Origin of the sequence: Sphingomonas gellani, assembly GCF_900110035.1 — a bacterium.
In the GTDB taxonomy this organism is placed as follows: domain Bacteria; phylum Pseudomonadota; class Alphaproteobacteria; order Sphingomonadales; family Sphingomonadaceae; genus Sphingomonas; species Sphingomonas gellani.
In genome coordinates this window covers 181493-204062 of the sequence record NZ_FOCF01000004.1, presented here as the reverse complement: position 1 = coordinate 204062, position 22570 = coordinate 181493, and the positions used below count along the sequence as shown (strand labels likewise).

23 protein-coding genes are annotated in these 22570 nt (G+C 68.7%); 10 read left to right on the top strand and 13 right to left on the bottom strand.

The window, feature by feature from the left end; translation table 11 throughout:
• Positions 1-11 precede the first annotated feature (11 nt).
• The 6 genes from BMX37_RS09630 to thiD form a co-directional block, all read right to left on the bottom strand.
• Entirely contained in the window at positions 12-893 is an 882-nt protein-coding gene (locus tag BMX37_RS09630; protein ID WP_093665518.1) for a bestrophin family protein, read from the bottom strand.
• A gap of 79 nt (positions 894-972) precedes the next feature.
• Complete coding sequence (locus tag BMX37_RS09625) at positions 973-1167, bottom strand: hypothetical protein (RefSeq protein WP_093665517.1); 195 nt, start codon at positions 1165-1167, stop codon at positions 973-975.
• A 142-nt stretch (positions 1168-1309) separates the two neighbouring features.
• A complete protein-coding gene (gene folP / locus BMX37_RS09620) occupies positions 1310-2356 on the bottom strand; it encodes a dihydropteroate synthase (protein WP_093665516.1) in 1047 nt (348 codons plus the stop codon).
• Between the two features lie 16 nt (positions 2357-2372).
• Complete coding sequence (locus tag BMX37_RS09615) at positions 2373-3512, bottom strand: site-specific DNA-methyltransferase (RefSeq protein ID WP_093665515.1); 1140 nt, start codon at positions 3510-3512, stop codon at positions 2373-2375.
• Positions 3513-3749: 237 nt separating this feature from the next.
• The gene (locus tag BMX37_RS09610) at positions 3750-4406 is read right to left on the bottom strand and encodes a ribonuclease HII (RefSeq protein WP_093665665.1); all 657 of its coding nucleotides are present in this window, start codon (positions 4404-4406) and stop codon (positions 3750-3752) included.
• On the bottom strand, positions 4403-5533 hold the full coding sequence (thiD, locus tag BMX37_RS09605) for a bifunctional hydroxymethylpyrimidine kinase/phosphomethylpyrimidine kinase (protein WP_093665514.1): 1131 nt from the start codon (positions 5531-5533) through the stop codon (positions 4403-4405). Before thiD ends, BMX37_RS09610 begins: the two co-directional genes overlap by 4 nt.
• 276 nt (positions 5534-5809) lie before the next feature.
• Between thiD and BMX37_RS09600 the strand changes: the two genes are divergently transcribed.
• A complete protein-coding gene (locus BMX37_RS09600) occupies positions 5810-6907 on the top strand; it encodes a DUF5694 domain-containing protein (RefSeq protein WP_244501511.1) in 1098 nt (365 codons plus the stop codon).
• Between the two features lie 138 nt (positions 6908-7045).
• On the opposite strand, the gene BMX37_RS09595 is transcribed toward BMX37_RS09600, so the two are convergent.
• Positions 7046-7249: a DUF1272 domain-containing protein gene (locus BMX37_RS09595; protein ID WP_093665513.1), complete on the bottom strand. Its 204-nt coding sequence runs from the start codon at positions 7247-7249 to the stop codon at positions 7046-7048.
• Positions 7249-8601: a phosphoglucosamine mutase gene (glmM, locus tag BMX37_RS09590; RefSeq protein ID WP_093665512.1), complete on the bottom strand. Its 1353-nt coding sequence runs from the start codon at positions 8599-8601 to the stop codon at positions 7249-7251. The genes BMX37_RS09595 and glmM overlap by 1 nt, the downstream gene beginning before the upstream one ends.
• A 70-nt stretch (positions 8602-8671) precedes the next feature.
• On the opposite strand from glmM, the gene BMX37_RS09585 reads away from it, so the two are divergent.
• Positions 8672-9934, top strand: a complete 1263-nt coding sequence (locus tag BMX37_RS09585) for a dicarboxylate/amino acid:cation symporter (protein WP_093665511.1) — start codon at positions 8672-8674, stop codon at positions 9932-9934.
• An 83-nt stretch (positions 9935-10017) separates the two neighbouring features.
• Here BMX37_RS09585 and BMX37_RS09580 read toward each other — a convergent pair whose 3' ends face one another.
• Positions 10018-10365 (bottom strand): energy transducer TonB, encoded by a 348-nt coding sequence (locus BMX37_RS09580; protein WP_139198065.1) that lies wholly within the window; start codon positions 10363-10365, stop codon positions 10018-10020.
• A gap of 111 nt (positions 10366-10476) precedes the next feature.
• Positions 10477-12294, bottom strand: a complete 1818-nt coding sequence (locus tag BMX37_RS09575) for a peptide MFS transporter (RefSeq protein WP_093665509.1) — start codon at positions 12292-12294, stop codon at positions 10477-10479.
• A 179-nt stretch (positions 12295-12473) separates the two neighbouring features.
• Here BMX37_RS09575 and BMX37_RS09570 point away from each other — a divergent pair, with 179 nt between their 5' ends.
• The 4 genes from BMX37_RS09570 (at position 12474) to BMX37_RS09555 (ending at position 14469) form a co-directional block, all read left to right on the top strand.
• A complete protein-coding gene (locus BMX37_RS09570) occupies positions 12474-12938 on the top strand; it encodes a DUF4126 family protein (protein ID WP_093665508.1) in 465 nt (154 codons plus the stop codon).
• A gap of 66 nt (positions 12939-13004) precedes the next feature.
• The gene (locus BMX37_RS09565) at positions 13005-13583 is read left to right on the top strand and encodes a nitroreductase family protein (RefSeq protein ID WP_093665507.1); all 579 of its coding nucleotides are present in this window, start codon (positions 13005-13007) and stop codon (positions 13581-13583) included.
• A 35-nt stretch (positions 13584-13618) separates the two neighbouring features.
• Complete coding sequence (locus BMX37_RS09560; RefSeq protein ID WP_093665663.1) at positions 13619-13984, top strand: GntR family transcriptional regulator; 366 nt, start codon at positions 13619-13621, stop codon at positions 13982-13984.
• Positions 13981-14469, top strand: coding sequence for a hypothetical protein (locus BMX37_RS09555; protein ID WP_093665506.1), 489 nt, complete (start codon positions 13981-13983; stop codon positions 14467-14469). Before BMX37_RS09560 ends, BMX37_RS09555 begins: the two co-directional genes overlap by 4 nt.
• Positions 14470-14557: 88 nt before the next feature.
• On the opposite strand, the gene BMX37_RS09550 is transcribed toward BMX37_RS09555, so the two are convergent.
• Positions 14558-15418 (bottom strand): arylamine N-acetyltransferase family protein, encoded by an 861-nt coding sequence (locus tag BMX37_RS09550; RefSeq protein ID WP_244501510.1) that lies wholly within the window; start codon positions 15416-15418, stop codon positions 14558-14560.
• 93 nt (positions 15419-15511) lie between these two features.
• Between BMX37_RS09550 and BMX37_RS09545 the strand changes: the two genes are divergently transcribed.
• Complete coding sequence (locus BMX37_RS09545; RefSeq protein ID WP_093665505.1) at positions 15512-16483, top strand: L-threonylcarbamoyladenylate synthase; 972 nt, start codon at positions 15512-15514, stop codon at positions 16481-16483.
• 4 nt (positions 16484-16487) lie between these two features.
• Here the strand turns inward: BMX37_RS09545 and msrA are convergent, their stop codons facing one another.
• The gene (msrA, locus tag BMX37_RS09540; protein ID WP_093665504.1) at positions 16488-17039 is read right to left on the bottom strand and encodes a peptide-methionine (S)-S-oxide reductase MsrA; all 552 of its coding nucleotides are present in this window, start codon (positions 17037-17039) and stop codon (positions 16488-16490) included.
• 67 nt (positions 17040-17106) lie between these two features.
• Between msrA and galE the strand changes: the two genes are divergently transcribed.
• Positions 17107-18105, top strand: a complete 999-nt coding sequence (galE, locus tag BMX37_RS09535) for a UDP-glucose 4-epimerase GalE (RefSeq protein ID WP_093665503.1) — start codon at positions 17107-17109, stop codon at positions 18103-18105.
• Positions 18106-18110: 5 nt separating this feature from the next.
• On the opposite strand, the gene BMX37_RS09530 is transcribed toward galE, so the two are convergent.
• Positions 18111-18827 (bottom strand): phosphatase PAP2 family protein, encoded by a 717-nt coding sequence (locus BMX37_RS09530; RefSeq protein ID WP_244501509.1) that lies wholly within the window; start codon positions 18825-18827, stop codon positions 18111-18113.
• Positions 18828-19001: 174 nt separating this feature from the next.
• On the opposite strand from BMX37_RS09530, the gene BMX37_RS09525 reads away from it, so the two are divergent.
• Both BMX37_RS09525 and BMX37_RS09520 read left to right on the top strand, forming a co-directional pair.
• Complete coding sequence (locus BMX37_RS09525) at positions 19002-20489, top strand: ATPase domain-containing protein (protein WP_093665661.1); 1488 nt, start codon at positions 19002-19004, stop codon at positions 20487-20489.
• Positions 20490-20524: 35 nt separating this feature from the next.
• Positions 20525-22561 (top strand): PAS domain-containing sensor histidine kinase, encoded by a 2037-nt coding sequence (locus BMX37_RS09520; protein ID WP_212611425.1) that lies wholly within the window; start codon positions 20525-20527, stop codon positions 22559-22561.
• The last annotated feature ends 9 nt before the right edge of the window (positions 22562-22570 follow it).

Sequence of the window (22570 nt, the reverse complement as noted above, 5' to 3'; positions counted from 1 at the left end):
CGTTCCGGCCGTTACCACAGGATGCCGCGTTCGGGCTGCAACGGCGGCGGCGCCTCGTCGCCCAGCGCCTGGAGCAGATCGATCTCGATCGTGCGGCACATCGCCGACAGCGGCACGTCGTGTACCGTGTTGGCGAACGGATCGACCAGATCCTCACCAATCCGCAGCACGGCCAGGAACATCAGCCCGGCCACCGTCGAGCCGAGCGGCGTCGCGAAGCCCAACGTCTCGACCAGCCCGATCGGCAGCAGCACGCAGAACAGGTGCGCGAACAGGGTCGGGAAGAAACGATACTGTGCTGGCAGTGGCGTGTTCTTCAGCCGCTCCATGCCGCCTTGCGCGTTGGCGATGTCGACCAGCACCGCCTCCATCGCGGATTGCTGGATCGTGTCGAGCCAGCCGGTATGCACAGCATCGGCGATCCGTCGACCGGTGCCGTCGAGCAGACCGTTGGCGGCATTGGTCCGCGCCAGCGCCGGCTCTGCTTCCCCCTTGGACAGGAAGCGCAGCACCTCCTGGTCGTGCGGCTGGCGGCGCAACTGGCAGCGCAGCGTCTGCACATAGGCGATCTGGCGCAGGACGATGGTCCGCTTCAGGTCGAGCGCCTCCTCCGGCAGGAAGTTGCGGGCACTGCGCGCGATGCTGCGCGAGGCGTTGATCATCGCGCCCCACAACACGCGCCCCTCCCACCACCGCTGATAGGCAGAGTTGACGCGAAAGCCGAGGAACAGCGCGAGCGCCGACCCGAACAAGGTCAGCGGCAAGGAAGGCGCGCGAAACGGCAGGTAAATATAGGTCGCCGTGACGATACAGTCCCAGACGAACAGCGCCGCCAGCGGCCGCCAGACCTCTGCCGCGATCTGGCGCATACGGGGTGTGGATTCGATAATCATCGGCGGCCGAACGCCCGTCGCCCATTACGGCTCCCGCTGACCGCCACCGACCCGTGCGAGTGGCGGGACCGCGCCGCCGTCACGAACGATCCGGCGCCTGCCCTGCATAGGACATCGCGGCCGCGGTGCCCGTCGCGGGCTTCACGGTGAACCAGTGCGGGCGATCGATCGCGACCAGGAACGCCAGCACGAGCAGTCCGAACGTGAGCAGGATCAGCGACCCGCGCGCGGACGGAGCGGACGTATTGCGCGGCTTGTTGTCGATCGGGTTCATGGGACGGTTCTCGCTTGGTTGGCCTGTGCATGTAGCCACACAAACCTTCCGCCCCGCGTCGGTTTCGTAACGAAGTCTTGCTGCACCGCAAAAAGAGGATGTGGCGGGTGTATCGTGCCCGCTTCCGGGTGCCCGTCCGCCCTCAACCGACCAACGCGCGGTCGCGCAGGCCGCGCCACACGCGCACCGCCTGCACCGTTTCGGGTACGTCGTGAACGCGGAGCAATTGCACGCCCGCCTCCGCCCCCTTGAGCGCCAGCGCGACGCTGCCGCCCAGCCGCGCCGCCACCGGCGCCTCGTTCGACAGCGCCCCGATCAGCCGTTTGCGGCTCGCCCCCAGCATGATCGGACAGCCCAGGCCGTGAAACATGGCAAGGCCGTTAAGCAGGGCCAGATTGTCGGACAGTGACTTGCCGAAGCCGATGCCCGGATCGACCAGCACGCGCGACCGGGCGATACCCGCTGCGACCACCGCGGCGACCCGCGTCTCCAGCCAGTCGAACACGTCGAGCAGGACGTTGTCGTAACCGACACGGCCATGTCCCCCCGCCTTCGGATCAGGCGAATGCATCAGCACTACCGGACAACCGGCACGCGCCACCACCTCCAGCGCGCGGTCGTCCCACAACAAGGCCGAGACGTCGTTGACGATGTGCGCACCCGCCGCCAGCGCGGCCTCCATCACGGACGCCTTGCGCGTGTCCACGGAGACCGTCGCGCCGCCTTTCACCAGCCGCTCGACCACGGGCACGACGCGCGCCGCCTCGTCCCCCTCCCACACGGTCTTCGCGCCCGGTCGGGTCGATTCGCCACCGACATCGACCAGGCTGGCACCCGCCTCGCCCATCGCGAAGCCGGCCGTCGCCGCACCGGCGGGATCGTCGGCATGGGCGCTCCCGTCCGAAAAGCTGTCGGGCGTGACGTTCAGGATACCGGCGACCAGCGGCTGGTCGAGGCGCAGCACCCGCTCCCCCAGGGTCAGCGGGGCACGGGGCGCCGTGATCAGGCGATGCAGCGTCGCCGCCCGCTCCCCCAGCGCGTCCACCTGCGCCACCGGCACCACGCGCCGCCGGCCGGCCTCGATCACTTCATAGGCGGCGAACCACTGCATGCCGCCCGCGAGCCGCGCCACCGCGCCATCGTCATGCGTGACGGGCGTGTCGACGAACTGGACCGGGCGCAGGTGCATGGCAGGCCGGGCCGGGTCAGGGTTGCGTGGCGAGCAGGTAGGTCTGGCGCAACGTGTCGATCGGCTTCAGCACCCCGGCATCCTCGTAATGCCAGAACGTCCAGCCGTTGCACGCCGGCGCGTTCTGCAACGTCGCGCCCAGCTTGTGGATCGACCCGACCGTGCCGCATGGCGCGGCCAGCGATCCGTCAGCGCGGACGGTCGCCACGTGCCGCCGCTTTGCACACGTCAGGGTCGCGCCGGGCAGCAGATAGGCGTTCTCTACCAGCACGCCGAACGCGACCTTCGGCTGGGCGCGCGGGCTCTGCATTGTCGCCAGCGCCGATTCATCGAGGGGCAGCGCCGCCTCGATTCGCTCGATCGCCGCCGCGCAATATCCCGGTTCCCGCTCGATACCGATCCAGTGCCGCCCGAGCCGCTTCGCCACCGCGCCGGTCGTGCCGGTGCCGAAGAACGGATCGACCACCACGTCGCCCGGCTTGGTGGATGCGAGCAGGACGCGGTACAACAGCGCCTCCGGCTTCTGGGTCGGGTGGACCTTCTGCCCGTCCTTCTTCAAGCGCTCGCCACCGCCGCAGATCGGGAACTCCCAGTCCGAGCGCATCTGAAGCTCGTCGTTCAGGGTCTTCATGGCGCGGTAGTTGAAGGTGTACTTCGCCTTCTCCCCCTTCGACGCCCAGATCAGCGTCTCGTGCGCGTTGGTGAAGCGCGTGCCCTTGAAATTGGGCATCGGGTTCGCCTTGCGCCACACGATGTCGTTCAGGATCCAGAAGCCCTGATCCTGCAGGCTGGCGCCGACGCGAAAGATGTTGTGGTAGCTGCCGATCACCCAGATCGTGCCGTTCGGCTTCAGGATGCGGTGCGCCTCCGCCAGCCAGGCGCGGGTGAACGCGTCGTACGCGGCAAAGGTGTCGAACTTGTCCCAGTCGTCGGTGACCGCATCGACATGGCTGCCGTCCGGGCGGAACAGCTCGCCGCCCAGTTGCAGGTTATAGGGAGGATCGGCGAAAACCAGGTCCACGCTGGCATCGGGCAGCGCGCGCATCGCCGCGACGCAATCGGCCATGACGATCTGGTCCAGCGGCAGCGACACCGCCTCCGCCGGCTGCTCCGGCTTGCGCGTCCTTGCCCGCGCGACCAACTGAACTGCCCCCATCACGTCCCCCTTCGCGCCCGAGAAACCCCGACAGGGTTAACCGCGTCAAGAGTTCGGATGCAGGACGACGCGTCGGCCCGATCACCCGATCGGCGACGTCTGACCGCCGAAAGCCCATATCTTGAGTCCGCCACCCGCCACGCGACTCAACCGGTTGCGGTGTGACTCAAAAGACTCATCCACGCGCCGTGCGACGAACCGAGTCGTCGGACAGCGTCGCGCGACGCGGAGCCGGAGTCATTCCGCCGCGAGGAACGGCAACTCCGCCTGCGCGACGGGCGCGAAGCTGCGCCGGTGGAGCGGTGTCGGCCCATGTTCGCGCAGCGCGCGCAGATGCGCGGCACAGCCATAGCCCTTGTTCGAGTGCCAGCCATAATGCGGATAGGTTTCCGCCGCCGCGATCATGATGCGGTCGCGCGTGTGCTTCGCGACAATGGAGGCGGCGGCGATCGATTGCGACCGCGCGTCGCCACCTACGATCGCGGTCGCCGGCCAGGTCCAGCGCGGCAGGCGGTTGCCGTCGACCAGCACATGCGAGGGCGTGCACAGCCCGTCGGCGGCGAGCGCCTCCACCGCCAGCGTCATCGCCTTCATCGTCGCCCAATAGATGTTGAGCGCATCGATCTCCGCCGGCTCGACGATGCCGATGCCGACCCGCGCACAGGCGCGCAGCCGGTCGTGCAACCGCTCCCGCTCCTTCGCCGGCAGCTTCTTGGAATCGTCCAGCCCACGGGGCACGCCCTTGTCCGGCAGGATCACCGCGGCGGCGACCACCGGCCCGGCGAGCGGCCCGCGCCCCGCCTCGTCCACGCCGACCACAGGCGCGGGGTGCAGCCGTTCGAAGGAGCGGCCGGGCCGGGTGATGCGGATCGCCTTGCTCGTGACCTGGGTCATGACAACCGCCATGGCGGGAAGCGCCGGTTTTCGCCAGCCCGGTACAGGCACAGCGGATTGCCGGCCGGATCGCGCAGCCGCGCCTCCTGCCAGCCCCAGGGTTGCGCCACCGGATCATCGACACGGTGGCCGGCCGTACGCAGCCGCGCGACCGCCCCGTCCAGATCATCGACCTCCAGGAACACGACCGCGCGACCATCGACCTCGTCGGCCGCTTCGACCGACAGGGTGGCGCCGTTCTCGCCCTCGAAGCGAGCGTAGCGGCCCCCGCTGGCGACGATCTGGCGCAGGCCGAGCAGCCGATAGAACGCGACACTGGCGTCATGGTCGGCGGCCGGCAGCGTCACCTGGTTCGTCGCGGGACCGCCCAAGTCCAAGTCCAGCCGCACCCGCCCCTGCCCCATCGGACCATGCCCCGCGCCCAGACCCGGCGCCTCGTGCAGCGCGATCCGCACGAACAGCCGCGCCCGCGCCACCGCCTGTGACAGAGTCAGGCCGCGACCCAGCCCCTCCGCGATCGCACTGGCCAGCGTGCAACCGGTGCCATGGGTGGAGGAGGTGTCGATCCGCTCCCCGGCCCAGCGATGCTCGTTGCCATTCGCCTCGACCAGCCGGTCGATCACCTGCTCGCCCTCGCCATGGCCGCCCTTCGCCAGCAGCGCCGCGCCGGTCGCGCGCACCGCCGCCTCTCCGCCCAGCGCCGCCAGTTCGGGCAGGTTGGGCGTGACCAGCGTCGCCCGGCGCATCAGCCGGTCGAACGCCGCCACCGTGGCCGTGTCCGCCAAAACCGACCCGCTGGTCGCGACCATCACGGGGTCGAACACCACCGGCGCATCGATCCGCTCCAGCCGGGCCGCCACCGCATCGGCCACCTCTGCCGATCCGATCATGCCGATCTTCACCGCATCGACGCCGATGTCCGACACACAAGCATCGATCTGCGCCAGCACCATGTCGGCCGGCACCGGCATCACCGCCTGTACGCCCAAGGTGTTCTGCGCGGTCAGCGCGGTGATCGCGGTCATGGCATGGCCGCCCAGCATCGTGACCGTCTTGATGTCCGCCTGGATGCCCGCTCCGCCGCCGGAATCCGATCCCGCGATGACGAGGATACGCGCGGGTTTCACGCGCGTCCCGCCTGTGAAGTGGAGAAAGTGGAGAGCTGAAACGCAGTTCTCCACTTCGGCTGCAGGGAGTGGTCAGCGGGACGATTGACGGGGGCCATCGGGGTCATGGCGGCGCTATGCCATGGCACGCCGATGTAGGACAGAAGGGAGGCGGATTGCCGACATGCCGCGTTTAGACCGGGACGGCTGGGTCCACGGCGAAAGATCGGTCGAAGTGTATTGCCCTTCTGGTACACCTCTGCAATCCTTGCTGTCGTTGATCGGACGGGAGTGGTGATGATGATGAGGGGCAAGATCGCGGTTGGTATCGGCTTGGCTGTCGCCGCGCTCGCCGGTGCGGCCGCTACCGCCGCCGATTATCGGCCCAGCTTCCACCCGGACCGTCTGAAGGGGCCGCGGGCAGGACCTCCGAACGAAGTCCTGGTGCTGGGCACCACGCACCTGTCCGGACTGCCGAAAGGCTTCCGATCCGAGCTGCTCACGCCACTGATCGAGCGGCTCGCCGGGTGGCGTCCCGAGGCGATCGCGACGGAGGACATGTCCGGCCTGCAATGCGACATGCTGCGTCGCTATCCCTATCGATACGGCAAGGACACGCTCGATTACTGTCCCGATCCTACCGCCGCCAGCAAGGCGACGGGGCTGAATGTCCCTGCCGCGACCGCGGAGGCGGAGCGGCTGTTGCTGGCATGGCCCAAGGCACCGATCCCGGCGCAGCGCCGTCACCTGGCCGTGATATTCCTCGCTGCCGGTGAGCCGGGTTCGGCGCTTGTCCAGTGGCTGCGGCTGGCTCCATCGGAGCGACAAGCCGGAGACGGGCTGACCGCCGACCTTGTTGGCCAATTGGAGCGGAGACGCACGAGCCGCAACGAGACAAACCTGATCTCGGCACCGCTCGCCGCCATGCTCGGTCTGGAACGGCTTTGGAGTGTCGACGACCATTCCGCCGACGCGTCGACGCCGCCCGAACAGGAAAAGCCCTATGAGGCCGCCATCACGCGCGCATGGGACAACCCGGTGACGAAACAGCGCGCGGCCTGGGACGAGACGCTGACCGCCGGAGTGTCGGAGCCTGGCGGCTTACTGGCCCTGTACCGCGCGTATAACTCGCCGCGTGCCCAGGCCTGGGCATTCCAGTCTGACTTCGGCGCCACCATGAACGAGCCATCGCCGGAGCGGTTCGGGCGCGGGTACCTAGCCTATTGGGAGGTGCGCAATCTGCGCATGGTGGCCAACATCCGCGACGTGCTCGGCCGAAAGCCCGGAACGCGGCTCCTCGCGATCGTCGGGGCGTCACACAAGGGCTATTACGAAGCCTATCTGAACCAGATGCACGATGTACGTTTGGTGGATGCGGCGCGCATATTGCGATGATGAGGGCGCACCACTGCCCCCTGTGACGCATCACAAGAGGGCGGATCAGCGGTCGCCAACACCGAGTATCCGGATCGCGACCCACCTTCCCGCGCCGATCCTACGCGACTTCGGGCAGCCGCTACCCCGGCACCATCCTCACCCGACCGGATGCGCCTTCAGCGTCGCGCCGGTTCTGGTCGGGCGGTCGAGCAATTCGCCGCGGCAGTTGGGGCAGCGTTCGTCCAGTGCCTCGGCGCATTCCGCGCAGAATGTGCATTCCAGCGAACAGATGAACGCGCCGCCCGCATCCGGGGGCAGGTCGGTGCCGCAGCGTTCGCAGGCGGCGCGCATCTCCAGCATCAGGCAGCCGCCACGCGCACGGCGTCGCAGATGCGGTCGACGATACGTTCGACCTGGTCGGGATCGTCGCCCTCCGCCATGACGCGGATCACCGGTTCCGTACCGGACGGGCGGATCACGAGGCGGCCCTTGCCCTCCAATTCCGCCTCGGCCTGCGCGATCGTGTCGCGGACCGACTGCGCTTCCAGCGGCTTGCCACCGGCGAAGCGGACGTTCTTGAGCAACTGGGGCAACGGATCGAACCGGTGCAGCACCTCCGACGCGGCGGCGCCGGCACGCTTCACCTCGGCCAGCACCTGCAACGCCGCGACCAGGCCGTCGCCGGTGGTGGCGTAATCGGCCAGGATGATATGCCCCGACTGCTCGCCGCCGACATTGTAGCCACGCGTGCGCATCGCCTCCAGCACATGGCGGTCGCCGACCTTGGTGCGGATCAGGCCAAGGCCCTGCGCGGCGAGGTGCCGCTCCAGGCCCAGGTTCGACATGACCGTCGCAACCAGCCCGCCCCCGGCCAGCCGTCCGGCGCGTGCCCAGGCCGCGGCGATGGTGGCCATCAGCTGGTCGCCATCGACGACCCGGCCCCGCTCGTCCACCACGATCAGCCGGTCCGCGTCCCCGTCCAGCGCGATGCCGATGTCCGCGCCCGATGCGACCACGGTTTCCGACAGCGTTTCCGGGGCGGTGGAGCCCACCTTGTCGTTGATGTTGGTGCCGTTGGGCGTGACGCCGATCGCGATCACGTCCGCGCCCAGTTCCCACAGCGCCGCAGGCGCCACGCGGTAAGCGGCGCCGTTGGCGCAATCCACCACCACCCGCAGGCCGTCGAGGCGCAGATTCTCCGGAAAGGTGGATTTGGCGAAGTGGATGTAGCGGCCCTGCGCGTCGTCGATGCGCCGCGCGCGGCCGATCTGCGCGGAGGGCGCCAACGCCACCTCACCCCGTTCGGCGGCGTCGATCAGCGCCTCGATCGCCTCCTCCGCCTCGTCCGACAGCTTGTAGCCGTCCGGCCCGAACAGCTTGATCCCGTTATCGGCGAAGGGGTTGTGGCTGGCGGAGATCATCACGCCGATGTCGGCGCGCATCGAATGGGTCAGCATCGCCACCGCCGGGGTGGGCATCGGGCCGACCATGATGACGTCCATGCCGACGCTGGTGAAACCGGCGACCAGCGCGGATTCGAGCATGTAGCCCGACAGGCGCGTGTCCTTGCCGATCAGCACGCGGTGGCGGTGGTCGCCGCGCAGGAAATAGGTGCCGGCCGCCATGCCGACGCGCATCGCCATCTCCGCCGTCATCGGGCGCGCATTGGTTGCGCCACGAATGCCATCGGTGCCGAAATATTTCCTTGCCATGGGAGGAGCTTCCATCCGCTATGCAGCCTGTTTCGGCGCGCCATAGCGCTTTCGTTCAAGGATCGCGAGCGTGTCGCAGCCCACCCGTATTCTGTTGTCGCTTGTTCTGGGCCTGGCGCTCGGCATCCTGGCCGCGCGTGCGGAGCCCGGTGTCGCGGCGGCCTTGCTGCCGATCGCGGAGCCGGTCGGCACCGCGTGGCTGAACGCGTTGCAGATGACGATCATCCCCCTGGTCGTATCGCTGCTGGTCACCGGCATCGCGGCAACGGCGGAGGCGGTGAAGGCCGGGCGCACGGCGGCGCGCGCCATCGCGATGATCCTGGTGGTGATGCTGTCCAGTGCGGTGCTGGCGGCGCTGCTGACACCGCTGTTTCTCGATCTGGTGCCGCTGCCCGCAGGATCGGCGCAGGCGTTGCGCGCGGCGTTGAGCGACGTGCCGCCCCCCGCCGCCGCGCCGCCGATCGGTGCGTTCTTCGCCACGCTGGTGCCGACCAACATCGTCGCGGCGGCGGCGAACAGCGCGTTCCTGTCGCTCATCATCTTCACCTTGCTGTTCGCGTTCGCGCTGACCCGGATCGAGCCGGAGGGGCGCGCCACGCTGACCGCGTTCTTCCGCGCGATGCGCGACACGGTGCTGGTGATGATCAACTGGATCATCTGGGTCGCGCCGCTGGGCGTGTTCGCGCTCGCCTTTGCGGTGGGCGCCAAGGCCGGGAGCGCGGCGTTCGGGGCGCTGGTCCATTATGTCGCGATCGTGTCGGCGGTGGGGGTGGTGGTCAGCCTGTTCGCCTATCCCCTGGCGGCGCTGGTCGGGCGGGTGCCGCTGGGCCGGTTCGCGCGCGGCGCTCTGCCGGCGCAGGCGGTGGCGATCTCCACCCAATCGTCGCTCGCCAGCCTGCCGACCATGCTGAAGGGGGCGGAGGCGCTGGGCGTGCGGGCGGACACGTCGGGCGTGGTGCTGCCGCTGGCGGTGGTGATGATGCGCGCGACGGGGCCGGCAATGAACCTCGCGGTGGCGATCTATGTCGCCCACTGGTTCGGTGCGCCGATCGGGGCGGCGACCATGGCGGCGGCGGTGCTGATCGCGACGCTGACCTCGCTGGGGTCGGTCAGCCTGCCGGGCCAAGTCAGCTTCATCAGCGCCATCGCGCCGATCGTCGTCACCTTCGGCGCGCCGGTCGCGCCGCTGGGGCTGCTGGTGGCGGTGGAGACGGTGCCCGATATCTTCCGCACGCTGGGCAATGTGACGATGGACCTGGCGGTGACGCTGGCCGTGGCCGCGCGGGGCGGCCGGGGTCGTGAGGACGAGGCGGATCGGATCTTGGCGGACTAGCGAGGGTGAGCGAGGATCGACCGATCACCTCAGCGCCGGGGCGCCGGCGCGCCATCTTCGCCCGGCACTATCGAGCGGACATCCTAGTCGCGCGGCAGACGCCAGTGCATGGGAAAGCTGGTGTCGCCTTCGACAGTCACACCCGCGCCATCGCGAGCGGGATCGAACCGAACGCCGTGCGCAAAGGCGCAACTGGCGCGGTCCAGACTGGGTGATCCGCTGCTTGTCGCGACGAGACACCTGGTGACCCTGCCGTTCGCGTTCACATGAAGCGTGAGTGTCGTTGTTCCTTCCTGATGCAGGCGCAACGCCTCGCCGGGATAGGGCGATTGGCCGAGCATGCCGTCCTGACGCGGCAGTGGTTTGGGTGGGGAAATCGCCGCCTGGGTGCCACTCGCCTCCTGAACAGCTGCCATGGCGAGCGCCGCCAATTACATCGCGACAGTCATCGTCATCCTCCCCCGAAACCAGCACAAGCGCGGTGCACTGTCATCCTACCGCGGTCAGGGCCGGGTCCTCTCGAACCCGGCCCCGCGCTCCCCTCACTGTACCCCGTGCATCCACCGTTTGATGAAGGGCGACAGGGCCAGCAACCCGGCGCCGATGATCGCGGCGGCCAGGCCGATGGTCCAGAACACGCCGTTATAGGTGTCCAGGCTGACCTTCAGGTTGGTGACCTGTCCGCCGACCGTCTCGACGCTGGCGACCTGCGCCACCACGCCCGCGAAATATTGTGCGACGGAGATCGACAGGAACCACACGCCCATCATCAGCCCGACGATGCGCGCGATCGACAGTTTGGTCACCATCGACAGGCCGACGGGGGAGATGCACAGCTCCGCCAGCGAATGGATCAGGTACAGCCCGACCAGCCACCAGATCGCAACCTTGAAGTCCGCACCCGCGAACTGCCCGCCCCAGACCAGGAACAGGAAGCCGGCGCCGACGCCGATCAGCGCGATGCCGAACTTGACCGGGATCGACGGCTCCAGCCCGCGCCGGGCGAGCGCGGTCCACAGCGCGGCCATGACCGGCGCGAACAGCACGATGAACAGCGCGTTGAAGGTCTGCGTCTGCCCCGCGGTGATCGGATAGCCGAAGATGGTCAGGTCGGTGTTGCGGTCGGCGAACAGGATCAGGCTGGATCCCGCCTGTTCGAACAGGGTCCAGAACACGACGTTGAAGGTGATGAGCACCATCGCCGCCAGCATCATCTGGAACTCACGCCTGTCACCGACGCGCCACGACCAGATCAGGATGCCGGGCACCGCGACCAGGAAGGTTCCGAACAACAGCTTGCCCATCAGTGGCAGCGCCAGCAGATATCCGACGATGCCGCTCGACGCCGCCGTCGCCTCCGCATTGTTCATCAGGTTGACGAACAGCAGGTAGAACAAGGGGATGCCGATCAGCGCGGCGGCATAGATGCCGATCGCGCGGTTCGCCGGCTGTCCGGCCGGCTGTTCGCCGTACCCCGTCAGGCGACCGCCATCGAACTGTATCAGGCTCCACGACAGGAACATGCCGAACGCCGCCAGCGCGAACCCGGCCCACCAGCCCAGGCCCGCCCAGACGCCGGGAATACCCTGTGCCAAGAGCGGGCAGAGGAATTGCGACAACAGCGAGCCGAGGTTGATGCCCATGTAGAAGATGGTGAAACCGGCATCGCGTCGTCGGTCGCCCTGTTCGTACAGTTCGCCGACCATGGTCGAGATGTTCGGCTTGAAGAAGCCGTTGCCGACCGAGATCATCGACAGCGCGAGTAGCAGGATCGCGGTGTAGAAGGGGCTGCGTTCCCCGTCCGAGGCGAAGCCGCCCTTCGCGATCGTCCGCGCCGGTTGGCCGTTCGCGCCGAGCAGCGACACGGTGCCGTCGTCGTTACCCTTGATCGCCAGCCGCTGCCCGCCGTCCAGCACGTAGCGCGTCTCCGCGCCCGCCGCATTGCGCTCCACCGCCACCTCGTACCGCTGACCGTCGACGGTGGCATAGGGCTTTGCCGCCTGTCCACCGAACGCCAGCGTCAGATAGCCTAGGCTCATCAGGATCGCGCCGAACTTCACCGCACGCTTCGACCCCAGATACTGGTCGGCCAGATAGCCGCCGACCAGCGGCGTCAGATAGACCAGCGCGGTGTAGCCGCCGTACAGGCCGGTCGCCGCGCGATCGCCGAACAGGAAATGCTGGGTCAGATACAGCGTCAGCAGCGCCCGCATGCCGTAATAGCCGAACCGCTCCCACATCTCCGTGGTGAACAGCCGGGCGAGTTGGCGGGGGTGGCCGAACCAGGTCGCCTCTGCGGCCGGGTTGATGTGACTGATGTCCGGCTCGCGCGGGGTGTCCGCGGTCGGGGTGTCCACCATGGGTCTGGATACGCTCCTGAAAACACGGCCGTTGGTCGGCGGCCTGGTTGCAGCGGAACCTAGCGGCAAAGCGGCAGGTGTAAACATCGTTCGCCCAAGGCCGGACGGGCAAGGGCCAGGGAACCCGACCTACCCCGCCAGGCGTTGGGACCGCGGTTGCGAAAGCGGAGGATAATGACATGCTTGCGTCGTTCCTGATGGGGCTGGTGGGTGGACAGCGCGCGATGACGCCGCTGGCGACCGTGGCGGTAGCTTCCGCCCGCGGCGAACTGCCCAAGGACAACGGCGCGCCGGCGCTGCTGGCGCATCCGCTGGTCGCCGCAGGCGCGGTCGCCCTGGCGATCGGCGAAATGGCCGGCGACAAGCAGAAGACCGCGCCCGACCGCATCGTGCCGATCGGCCTGGCCGCGCGGTTCGTCACCTCCGCCGTCGCGGGCGCCGCACTGGCGCCGAAGCGGCAGCGCTGGCTGGGCGCGGCGATCGGCGGGGTGACGGCGGTCGTCGCCTCCTACCCCGGCTGGCGCGCGCGCATGGCGACCATGCCGCGATACGGCCAGACGCCGACCGGGTTCGTCGAGGATGCCGCCGTGCTGGCGGGCGCCGCCACGATCGTCCGCAAGGCCGATCGGCTCGCGCCCGCCTGATACCGCCTACCGGACCACGATCGCGCCGCCATCGCCAAACCCAGGGGCAGCCCCTACATCGCCGCCATGTTCAACGACCGCTCCACGCCCCTGTCGCTGCTCCTGACCCGCCGATCCGGCAAACCGCGCGACCTGGTGGCGCCGGGACCGGATGCGGATGAATTGGACACGATCCTGCGCGTGGCGGCGCGCACGCCCGATCATGGCAAGCTGGCGCCGTGGCGGTTCGTGATCGTTCAGCAGGACCGGCGCGACGCGCTCGCCCGCCTGATCGCCGACGCGTACCGGGAGGAGCGTCCCGCCGCGCCGGACAGCGAAGTCGCGGCGTTCTCGCAGTTCGCGCATCAGGCGCCGACGCTTGTGGTCACCCTGTCCTCCCCGCAACTCGCCAGCAGCATTCCGGTGTGGGAACAGGAACTGTCGGCGGGCGCCGCCGCGATGAACCTGAACCACGGCGCGCACGCCTTGGGCTATGCCGCCGGCTGGCTGACCGGCTGGCCCGCGTTCAGCGACCGCGTGCGCGACGCGTTCGGCCAGGCGCCGGAGCGGATCGTCGGCTTCACCTTCATCGGCACGCCGTCGCGCCCGCTGGACGAACGGCCGCGCCCAGACATGTCACGTATCGTTTCCCGCTGGGGCGGCTGACTCGACGCCAAGCACATTTGCTGTATTATGGCACCATGACAGTTCAGACAGGCCTGACGCGCGAGGATAGCCCGGTCTATCTTCGCCTGCGCGGCACGATCGTCGCAGGTATCCTGCGCGGCGATTTCCGGGCCGGCGACCAGCTTCCCTCCGTACGGGCCCTGGCGGCGGAGCACGGCGCCAACCCGCTGACCGTGGCAAAGGCATATCAAAGCTTTCAGGACAGCGGCTATGTGGAGGTGCGGCGCGGCGTCGGCATGTTCGTGCTGCCCGACGCGGCGGACCGGTTGCGCGTGGCGGAGCGGGAGAAGTTCCTGACCGACCACTGGCCCCGCATCCGGGAGCATATCGAACTGCTCGGCATGGACCCGGCCGAACTGATGGAGCGGCACGGCGCATGAAGGCGACACTTCCCCTGTTCACGCTGGCGTTGCTGCTCGCCGGTTGCGGATCCCCGACGCCGGACGCGGGCAACGCGACCAATGCGACCACGCCAGCGCCCGCGACACCGGCCCCGCCCCCTGCGGCCACACCGAGCGTCGACCTGTCCCGGTTCGAGAACAAATATCCGTCCGACAAGGTCGACGGTGTCGACTTCCTGCACGCGCCGGTCGTCACCGCCGCGATCGACGGATCGGGCGCGCCGGAGGATGTTCGCCGCTTCATCCGTGCCGGCGACGGACCGCAGATCCCGATCACGCGCAGTGGCGACACGCTGACCGCGCATGGGTGCGAGGCGCATAATTGCGACGCCCATGACTGGGCTGTGCTGATCCACCAGGACGGCAGCGGGGCGGAAGTGTGTCACCATGACCAGGACGCCGGCGGCGCACCGGAATGGTATGCGGGCGGCAAGCGCGAGAACAAATCCGAAGGGTGCGGCTGACGCGCCGGCCGCCGCGCGCCGCGTAGCGCCGGAGTGGGCTCCGTAGCGGAGGACCGGCCGCGACCGCCGATCCTGCGCCACCCCAGCCTCAATGCGTGGTGGCGAACAGCGGCAGCGCCGCCACCTCCTCCCGGGTGAGCGCGATGCCGAACATCAGGCCCAGGCGCATGCGGTACACGCGCGGGTCCTCGATCGTGCCGCTCGCCTCCTCCTGCCCGGCGCGCCGGCGATAGGCGCGGTCCGTCAGGCTGGCGAAGCCATGGGGCAGCACGATGCTGACGACATGATGGGTAGTGAAGCGCGTGCCCGGCGCCGTCGCCGCCCAATGCGCACCCATCGCCAAGTCGGCGGCGGCCACCACCTCCGCTGTCGCGAAGCTGTACTGCGCGCGCCACCCCTCTCCCGTCCCGCGACCGTCCGTGGTGGCAGCATCGCCCTGACGGAACAGCATCCAGCCGAGCGCAGCGTCTCTTTGCAGGCGAAAGCGGGCGCCGTCGGGCGCGGTCGCCTCCGCGCCATCGACCAGCGGCATGGGCGGCGTGTAGCTGCCGCCGAAGCCGGTGTCGGCGATCCACTCCTGTCCCTCGATCGTCACCAACGCCAGCGTGTGGGTCAGCGGCGGCACATCGGCCGCACCCAGCCACACCCGCGCGAGCAGCGGCCGCGCGACGAAGCCGAGCGCGGCGAGGGCATCGAGGAACAGCCGGCCATGTTCGAAACACACCCCGCCCCGCTCCGCCGCCACCAGCTTGGCGAACACGGCGTCGGTGTCGATGCCGATGCCACGCCCCATCATGATGTCGAGATTCTCGAACGGAATCGCCAGACGGTGCGAACGCTGCAACCGACCCAGCCCTTCCGCGTCGAGCGTGACGCGGGCCGGCAGACGCAGGCGACCGAGGTAGGCGTCGAGGTCGAAGCTCATGCGCGCACCGACGACAGCGGCCATGCCGACGCAGCGTCGTGTCCGGCCGGGCGGCCAAGGGCGGGAACGGGTGGCATATGTTTAACTCCTTGGTCGGCGCGGCTATAGCGGCCGCCGATGGTCGATCCAGCCCTTCCCGCCTCTACCGGCCCATCCTGTCCGGAGGCGCCGATCGTCCGCGCCTTTGATGCGGACGCGGTGGCAGAGGCGGCGGCGCTGATCCGCGGCGGCGATATCGTCGCGGTGCCGACCGAGACGGTGTACGGGCTGGCCGCCGATGCGGGTAATGCGGACGCGGTGGCGCGCATCTATGCGGCGAAGGGGCGGCCGAGCTTCAACCCGCTGATCGTCCATGTCGCTGATCTGGCCGCCGCCGAAGCACTGGCGGTGATCGACACCGACGCGCGCGATCTGGCGGAACGCTTCTGGCCAGGGCCGCTGACGCTGGTGCTGCCGCTGCGCCCCGATGCGCCGATCGCCCGGCTGGCCACGGCCGGGCTCGACACGGTGGCGATCCGCGTACCGGCGCACCGCGCGATGCAGGCGTTGCTCGCCGCGGCGGATCGCCCGCTGGCCGCGCCATCGGCCAACCGCTCCAACGGGATCAGCCCGACCCGCGCGGCGCATGTTGTGGCCAGCCTGGGCAGCCACGTGCCGTTCGTCATCGACGATGGGGCGTGCGAAGCGGGATTGGAATCGACCATCGTTCGGGGGCGGCAGGTGTTGCGGCCGGGACCGATCGCCACCGATGCGCTGTTTCCGGACGGCAGCGCCACGCGCGCAGGCGGCGAAGCCACCGCGCAGCCGGTTGCTCCGGGTCAACTCGCCACCCATTACGCGCCCGCCAAGCCGCTTCGCCTCCATGCGGTGACGGCGGCAGACGAGGAGTGCCTGATCGGTTTCGGCGCGGTCGCGGGCGACATCAACCTCTCCCCGTCGGGGAACGTGGTGGAAGCGGCGGCGCGGCTGTTCGATGCGCTCCACGCCGCGGACGCCGGCGCGAAGGCGAGCATCGCCGTCGCGCCGATCCCGGACAGCGGCATCGGCGAGGCGATCAACGACCGCCTCGCCCGCGCAGCCACCCGCTAGCCCCTCAGGCGACCGCCTGGCTCTGCCCACGCGACCGGGCGGCGAAGCTCTTGCGCAGTTTTTGCAGCTTGGGCGGGATCACCGCCATGCAATAGGGGTTCGAGCGGCCGGAGGTTTCCCAGTAATCCTGGTGATACCCTTCCGCCGGGTACCATGTCGCCATCGGTTCGATCGTGGTGACGATCGGCTTTTGGCTGTCGGCCTGCGCCCGCTCGATCGCGGCGCGCATCTCCCGCTCCTGCCCCTCGTCCGCAGGGAACATGGCGGACCGGTACTGCGTGCCGACGTCGTTGCCCTGACGGTTCAGCTGCGTCGGATCATGCGTCGCGAAGAAGATGTCGAGGATGTCGGACAGGTTGACCTGATCCGTGTCGAACGCGACCCGGATCGCCTCCGCATGGCCGGTGTCGCCACAGCACACCTGCTTGTAGGTCGGATTTTCGACCCGGCCGCCGATATAGCCGGACTCGACGCCCTGGACGCCGATCACATCCTTGAACACCGCCTCCGTGCACCAGAAACAGCCGCCTGCCAGCGTCACTTGTTCGATCGTCATACCTGAACTCCTTTGCCGCGAATGTAGGATGCCGCTAGGCCGGCGCAAACCCGCAAGGAGTGCGCGAATGTTGGACGGCAAGGTGATGGTGACCGGCGGCGCCGGCTATATCGGCAGCCATGCCGTGCTGGCCCTGCTGGACGCGGGGTACGAGGTGGTCGTGCTCGACAATCTGGTCACCGGATTCGACTGGGCGGTCGATCCGCGTGCGACGCTGGTGGTGGCCAACGTGTCCGACGAGGATGCGGTACGCGCCGCGATCCGCGATCACCACGTCCGCGCGATCATGCACTTCGCCGGATCGGTGGTGGTGCCGGAGAGCGTCACCGACCCGCTGAAATACTATCGCAACAACACCGCCGCGTCGCGCAGCCTGGTCGAGAGCGCGGTGGCGGAGGGCGTCGCGCACTTCATCTTCTCGTCCACCGCCGCCACGTACGGCACGCCCGAGCGCGTGCCGATCAAGGAGGGCGATCCCAAGCAGCCGATCAATCCGTACGGCATGTCCAAGCTGATGACGGAAATCATGCTGAAGGACGTCGCCGCCGCCCACCCGATCAACTATTGCGCTCTGCGGTACTTCAACGTCGCGGGCGCCGATCCGCAGGGACGATCGGGCCAGTCCACGATCGGGGCGACCCACCTGATCAAGATCGCGGTGGAGGCGGCGACCGGCAAGCGTCCGGCGGTCGGCGTGTACGGCACCGACTTCGCGACCCGCGACGGCACGGGCGTGCGCGATTATATCCATGTGTCCGATCTGGCCGACGCGCATGTCGCCGCGCTGACCCTGCTGATCGAGCAGCCCGGCGAGAGCCACACGCTGAACTGCGGCTATGGCCGCGGTTTCTCGGTGCTGGAGGTGCTGGATGCGGTGGACCGGGTCACCAACATGACGATCGAGCGCCGCATGGAAGGACGCCGCGCGGGCGATCCGGCCGAGCTGGTCGCGGACAATGGCGCGATCCTGGCCGCCCTGCCCTGGCGTCCGAAGCGCGACGACCTGACGACCATCGTCACCGACGCGCTGGCCTGGGAGCGGAAGCTGGCCGAACGGGGCCGCTGACCGGCTCAGCCGCCGGCGTTTGGCCGTTCCGTCTCCGGCAGCGCGCGGGCGAGTGACCTGCGCGCGCCGGCGGTCGCGATCCACCATCCGAGCGCCCACAGCGTGCCGAAGCACCAGCCGGCGAGCACGTCGGTCGGCCAGTGGACGCCCAGATACACGCGGCTGACCCCGATCGCGCCTACCAGCAGGACCGCGACCGCCAGGATGTAGCGCCGGGCCGCGCGGCCGCGCACCACCTCCGACGCCAGCGCCGCCATCGTCAGGTACACGGTGGCGCTGCCTGCGGCATGGCCGCTGGGGAAGCTGGTGTTGACGACGTCCACCCAATGCGGGACCAGATCGGGACGCGGGCGCGCGACATGCGACTTGACCAGCGTCACCGCCCAGCCGCCGCTCCAGCATGCCAGGATCGTCGTCAGCGCGGTGAGCCACAGGCGCTGAACGAACAGCAGGCCCGCCACGCCGACCACCACCAGCGTCAGCACGGCGACGCTGCCGAGCGACGTCAGATTCACCGCGGCACCGCGCAGCCCAGCCGGCCCGGCCCATTGCCGCAGCCCCTCGATGATCGTGCGGTCGATGGCGAACGGGTATCGGTCTACGATCGCGCCCACGACGCCAGCGAGCACAAGGGCGAGCAGGATCACGGCGATGCCACATGCGATCGGCGGCCATGGCGAGGTGGCTGGGTAGAGCGAGCGTCCGGCGGAAATGTCCTTCACGGGGGCACGAACCGCCGGCCCCGCCCCGCCGTTCCCCTGACCCGAGAGGTGACGGCTCGCACCCGTCATGCCGCCGCATCGAGCGCTGCCGCTTACTTCTGAGCCGCTCCGGCCATCTGTTCATCCCCCGACCATGTGGCTAGGGTCGCGCGAAGCAACGACGCGACGGGGACGATGACGGCAGCCAAGACCATCCCGACTGGAAATTCTGGCCTGGATCAAATCCTTCATGGAGGCATGCCAGCGCACCGGCTGTACCTGTTGGAGGGGGCGCCTGGGTCCGGCAAGACGACGCTGGCGCTGCAATTCCTGCGTCAGGCGGCCAGCAATGGCGAGCGGGCGCTGTACATCACCCTGTCCGAAACCAAGGAGGAACTGGCCGTGGTCGCCGCCTCCCACGGTTGGAGCATCGAGGATTTCGACGTGTTCGAACTCAGCTCTGCGGAGGACGTACTCGGGCAGGATCAGGAACAGTCGATCCTGCATTCATGGGAGGTGGAACTCACCGGCACGATCCGGCTGATCCAGCAGGAGGTGGAGCGCGTCCAGCCGACCCGCGTGGTGTTCGACAGCCTGTCGGAAATGCGACTGCTGGCGCAGGACCCGCTCCGCTACCGGCGGCAGGTGCTGGCGCTGAAGCAGTTCTTCGCCGGGCGCAGCACCACCGTGGTGCTGGTCGACGACCTGACCGCGTCGCGCGATCATGGCGGCGACACCCATCTGCACAGCCTGTGTCACGGCGTCATCACGCTGGAACGGCTGACGCTCGACTTCGGGGCGGCACGCCGCCGATTGCAGGTGCAGAAACTGCGCGGCGTGGATTTCGTCGCGGGTTTCCACGATTTCACGATCCGACGCGGCGGACTGGACGTCTATCCTCGCCTGATCGCGGCGGATCATCATGCCAGCTTCGTCGGGGACCCGGTGCCGAGCGGAGTCCCGGAACTCGACGCGCTGCTGAACGGCGGTCCCTTACGGGGCACCAGCACATTGGTCACGGGACCGGCGGGTACCGGCAAGACGACCTTGGTACTGCAATATATCTACGCCGCGTGCGAGCGGGGCGAAGCGACCACGATCTACGAATTCGACGAGCGTATCGGGACGCTGCTGGCGCGAGCCCGCGCGTTCGGCATGGACCTGCAACGCCACATCGACAGCGGGTGCCTGGTGATCCAGCAGATCGATCCCGCAGAGCTTGCACCGGGCGAGTTCGCCGCCCGCGTCCGGCGAGAGGTGGAGGAACGCAACGCGCGGATAATCGCGATCGACAGCCTGAACGGCTATCTTGCCGCCATGCCGCAGGAACAGCAGCTTATCCTGCAAATCCACGAGTTGCTGTCATACCTCAGTCAAAGGGGCGTGGTGACGTTCCTCATCAACCCTCAACAGGGTCTGCTCGGGACGATGGCGTCCAACCTCAACGTATCCTATGTCGCCGATACGGTTGTGATGTTGCGCTTCTTCGAGGCGGAAGGGCGGCTGCGCAAGGCAATTTCCGTACTGAAGAACCGGGCCGGATTGCACGAGGATACGATCCGCGAACTTCGGATCGATACGCAGGGTGTGCGTGTCGGCGCCCCGTTGGTCGCGTTCAAGGGTGTGCTGACGGGAACGCCGGAATATGTCGGCGACCGATTGCCACTGATGGAAGACCGCTGACCTTGGGCCATCGCCAAGCCGCCGAAGGATACAAGGTGCTGGTCGCGGCCCCGTTCGGGCGCGACGCCGACAGCGTCGTGGCACTGCTCAGCGATCAGGGATACCGGGCGCAGGTCTGCCCCGACCTGACCGCCGTCGTCTCGGCATTGGACGATCAGGCCGGCGTGGTGGTGATGACGGAGGAGGCGCTGGCCGGGGACCGCGCCGCACTGCGCGCCGCGCTGGATGCCCAGCCCGCCTGGTCGGACATACCCTTCGTCCTGCTCGCCGCACGACGGCCCGGCCAGTCGGAGGCGGTGGAACGGACGCGGGTGGCGCTGATCGCGTCCTTCACCAACGCCATCGTCCTGGAACGGCCGATCGGGTCCGCATCGCTGACCAGCACCATCGCATCCGCGATGCGGTCCCGGCAGAAACAGTTCGAGACGCGCGACCGCCTGATGGAGGTGGAGGCCGCACGTCGCGCGACCGCCGCCAGCGAGGCCGAGTTGCGGCTGATCGCGGATTCGCTGCCGGTGCTGATCGCCTTTGTCACGCCCGACCTGCACTACCGCTTCGCGAACAGGGCCTATGAGGACTGGATGTACAAGACGCCCGATCAGGTGATCGGCCGTCGCATCATCGACATCGTCGGCGCGGACGCCTTTGCCGAGCGGGAGGCTGCGATGCGTCGCGCGCTGGCCGGGGAAGAGGTGCGGCTGATCCTGCCCTGGCCGCACCGCGACGGCCGACGCCGCGACGCCGACATCCGCTACCTGCCCCGGCACACCGACGCGGGCGGGGTGGACGGGTTCTACATCTTCGCGATCGACATCACCGACCGGCGCGAGGTCGAGGAGGATCTGGAGCGGGCCGTGGCCGACCGCACGGCCGCGCTGGAAGATGAAATGGAACGCCGCGCGGATGTCGAGGCCGCGCTGCGCCAAAGCCAGAAGATGGAGGCGGTGGGCCAGCTGACCGGCGGTATCGCGCATGATTTCAATAACATGCTGACCGGCGTGATCGGCGCGATGGACATCATGAAGCGGCGGCTGGCGAACGGCCGGTTCGACGATCTGGAACGATTTATGGACGCGGCCAGCGTGTCCGCCCAGCGGGCGGCGGCGTTGACCGCGCGCCTGCTGGCCTTTTCGCGGCGCCAGTCGCTGGACATGCGCGCGACCGACGTGGATGCGGTGGTGGCGTCGCTGGAGGACCTGTTGCTGCGCTCGGTGCGCGAGAACATCAGGCTGACCATCGTGCCGCATCCGGGCCTGCCGCCGGCGACCACCGACGTCAACCAGCTGGAAAACGCGATCCTGAACCTGGCGATCAACGCGCGCGACGCCATGCCCGACGGCGGCACGCTGACGATCGAGACGACGGTGGTCGAACTGGACGCGCGCTACGCCGTCGCCCGGCCGGAGGTCGCGGCGGGCCGCTATGTCGTGGTGTCGGTGTCCGACACGGGCGTCGGCATGGAGCCCGAGGTCCTGGAGCGGGTGTTCGAGCCGTTCTTTTCCACCAAGCCGATGGGCGAGGGAACGGGCCTGGGCCTGTCGATGGTCTACGGCTTCGCCCGGCAGGCGGGTGGACAGGTGCGGGTGCATAGCCAGCCCGGCATGGGCACATCGGTCAAACTGTTCCTGCCGGTCGCGGCCGCGCCGGAACAGGATGCCGACGATGCGGAGGCGCGCCCGGCGGTCGAGGGCGATGGCCAGTCGGTGCTGCTGGTGGAGGACGACCCGTCCGTGCGCCTGCTGGTGCGGCAGGTGCTGGAAGACCTGCGCTATGTGATCGTCGAGGCCGGCAACGCGGATCAGGCGCTGCCGGTGCTGACGTCCGATCGGCACCTGGACCTGATGGTGTCCGATGTCGGACTGCCCGGCATGAACGGCCGCCAATTGGCGGAGATCGCCCGGCGGCATCGCCCCGACCTGCCCGTCCTGTTCGTCACGGGTTACGCGGAGAATGCGGCGATCCGGTCCGACTTCCTCGGCACGAACATGGACATGATCTCCAAGCCGTTCTCGATCGACGCGCTGGCCAACAAGATCGCGGGCATGATGGCGACGCATCCGTCCGACGCCTGACTACTGGTT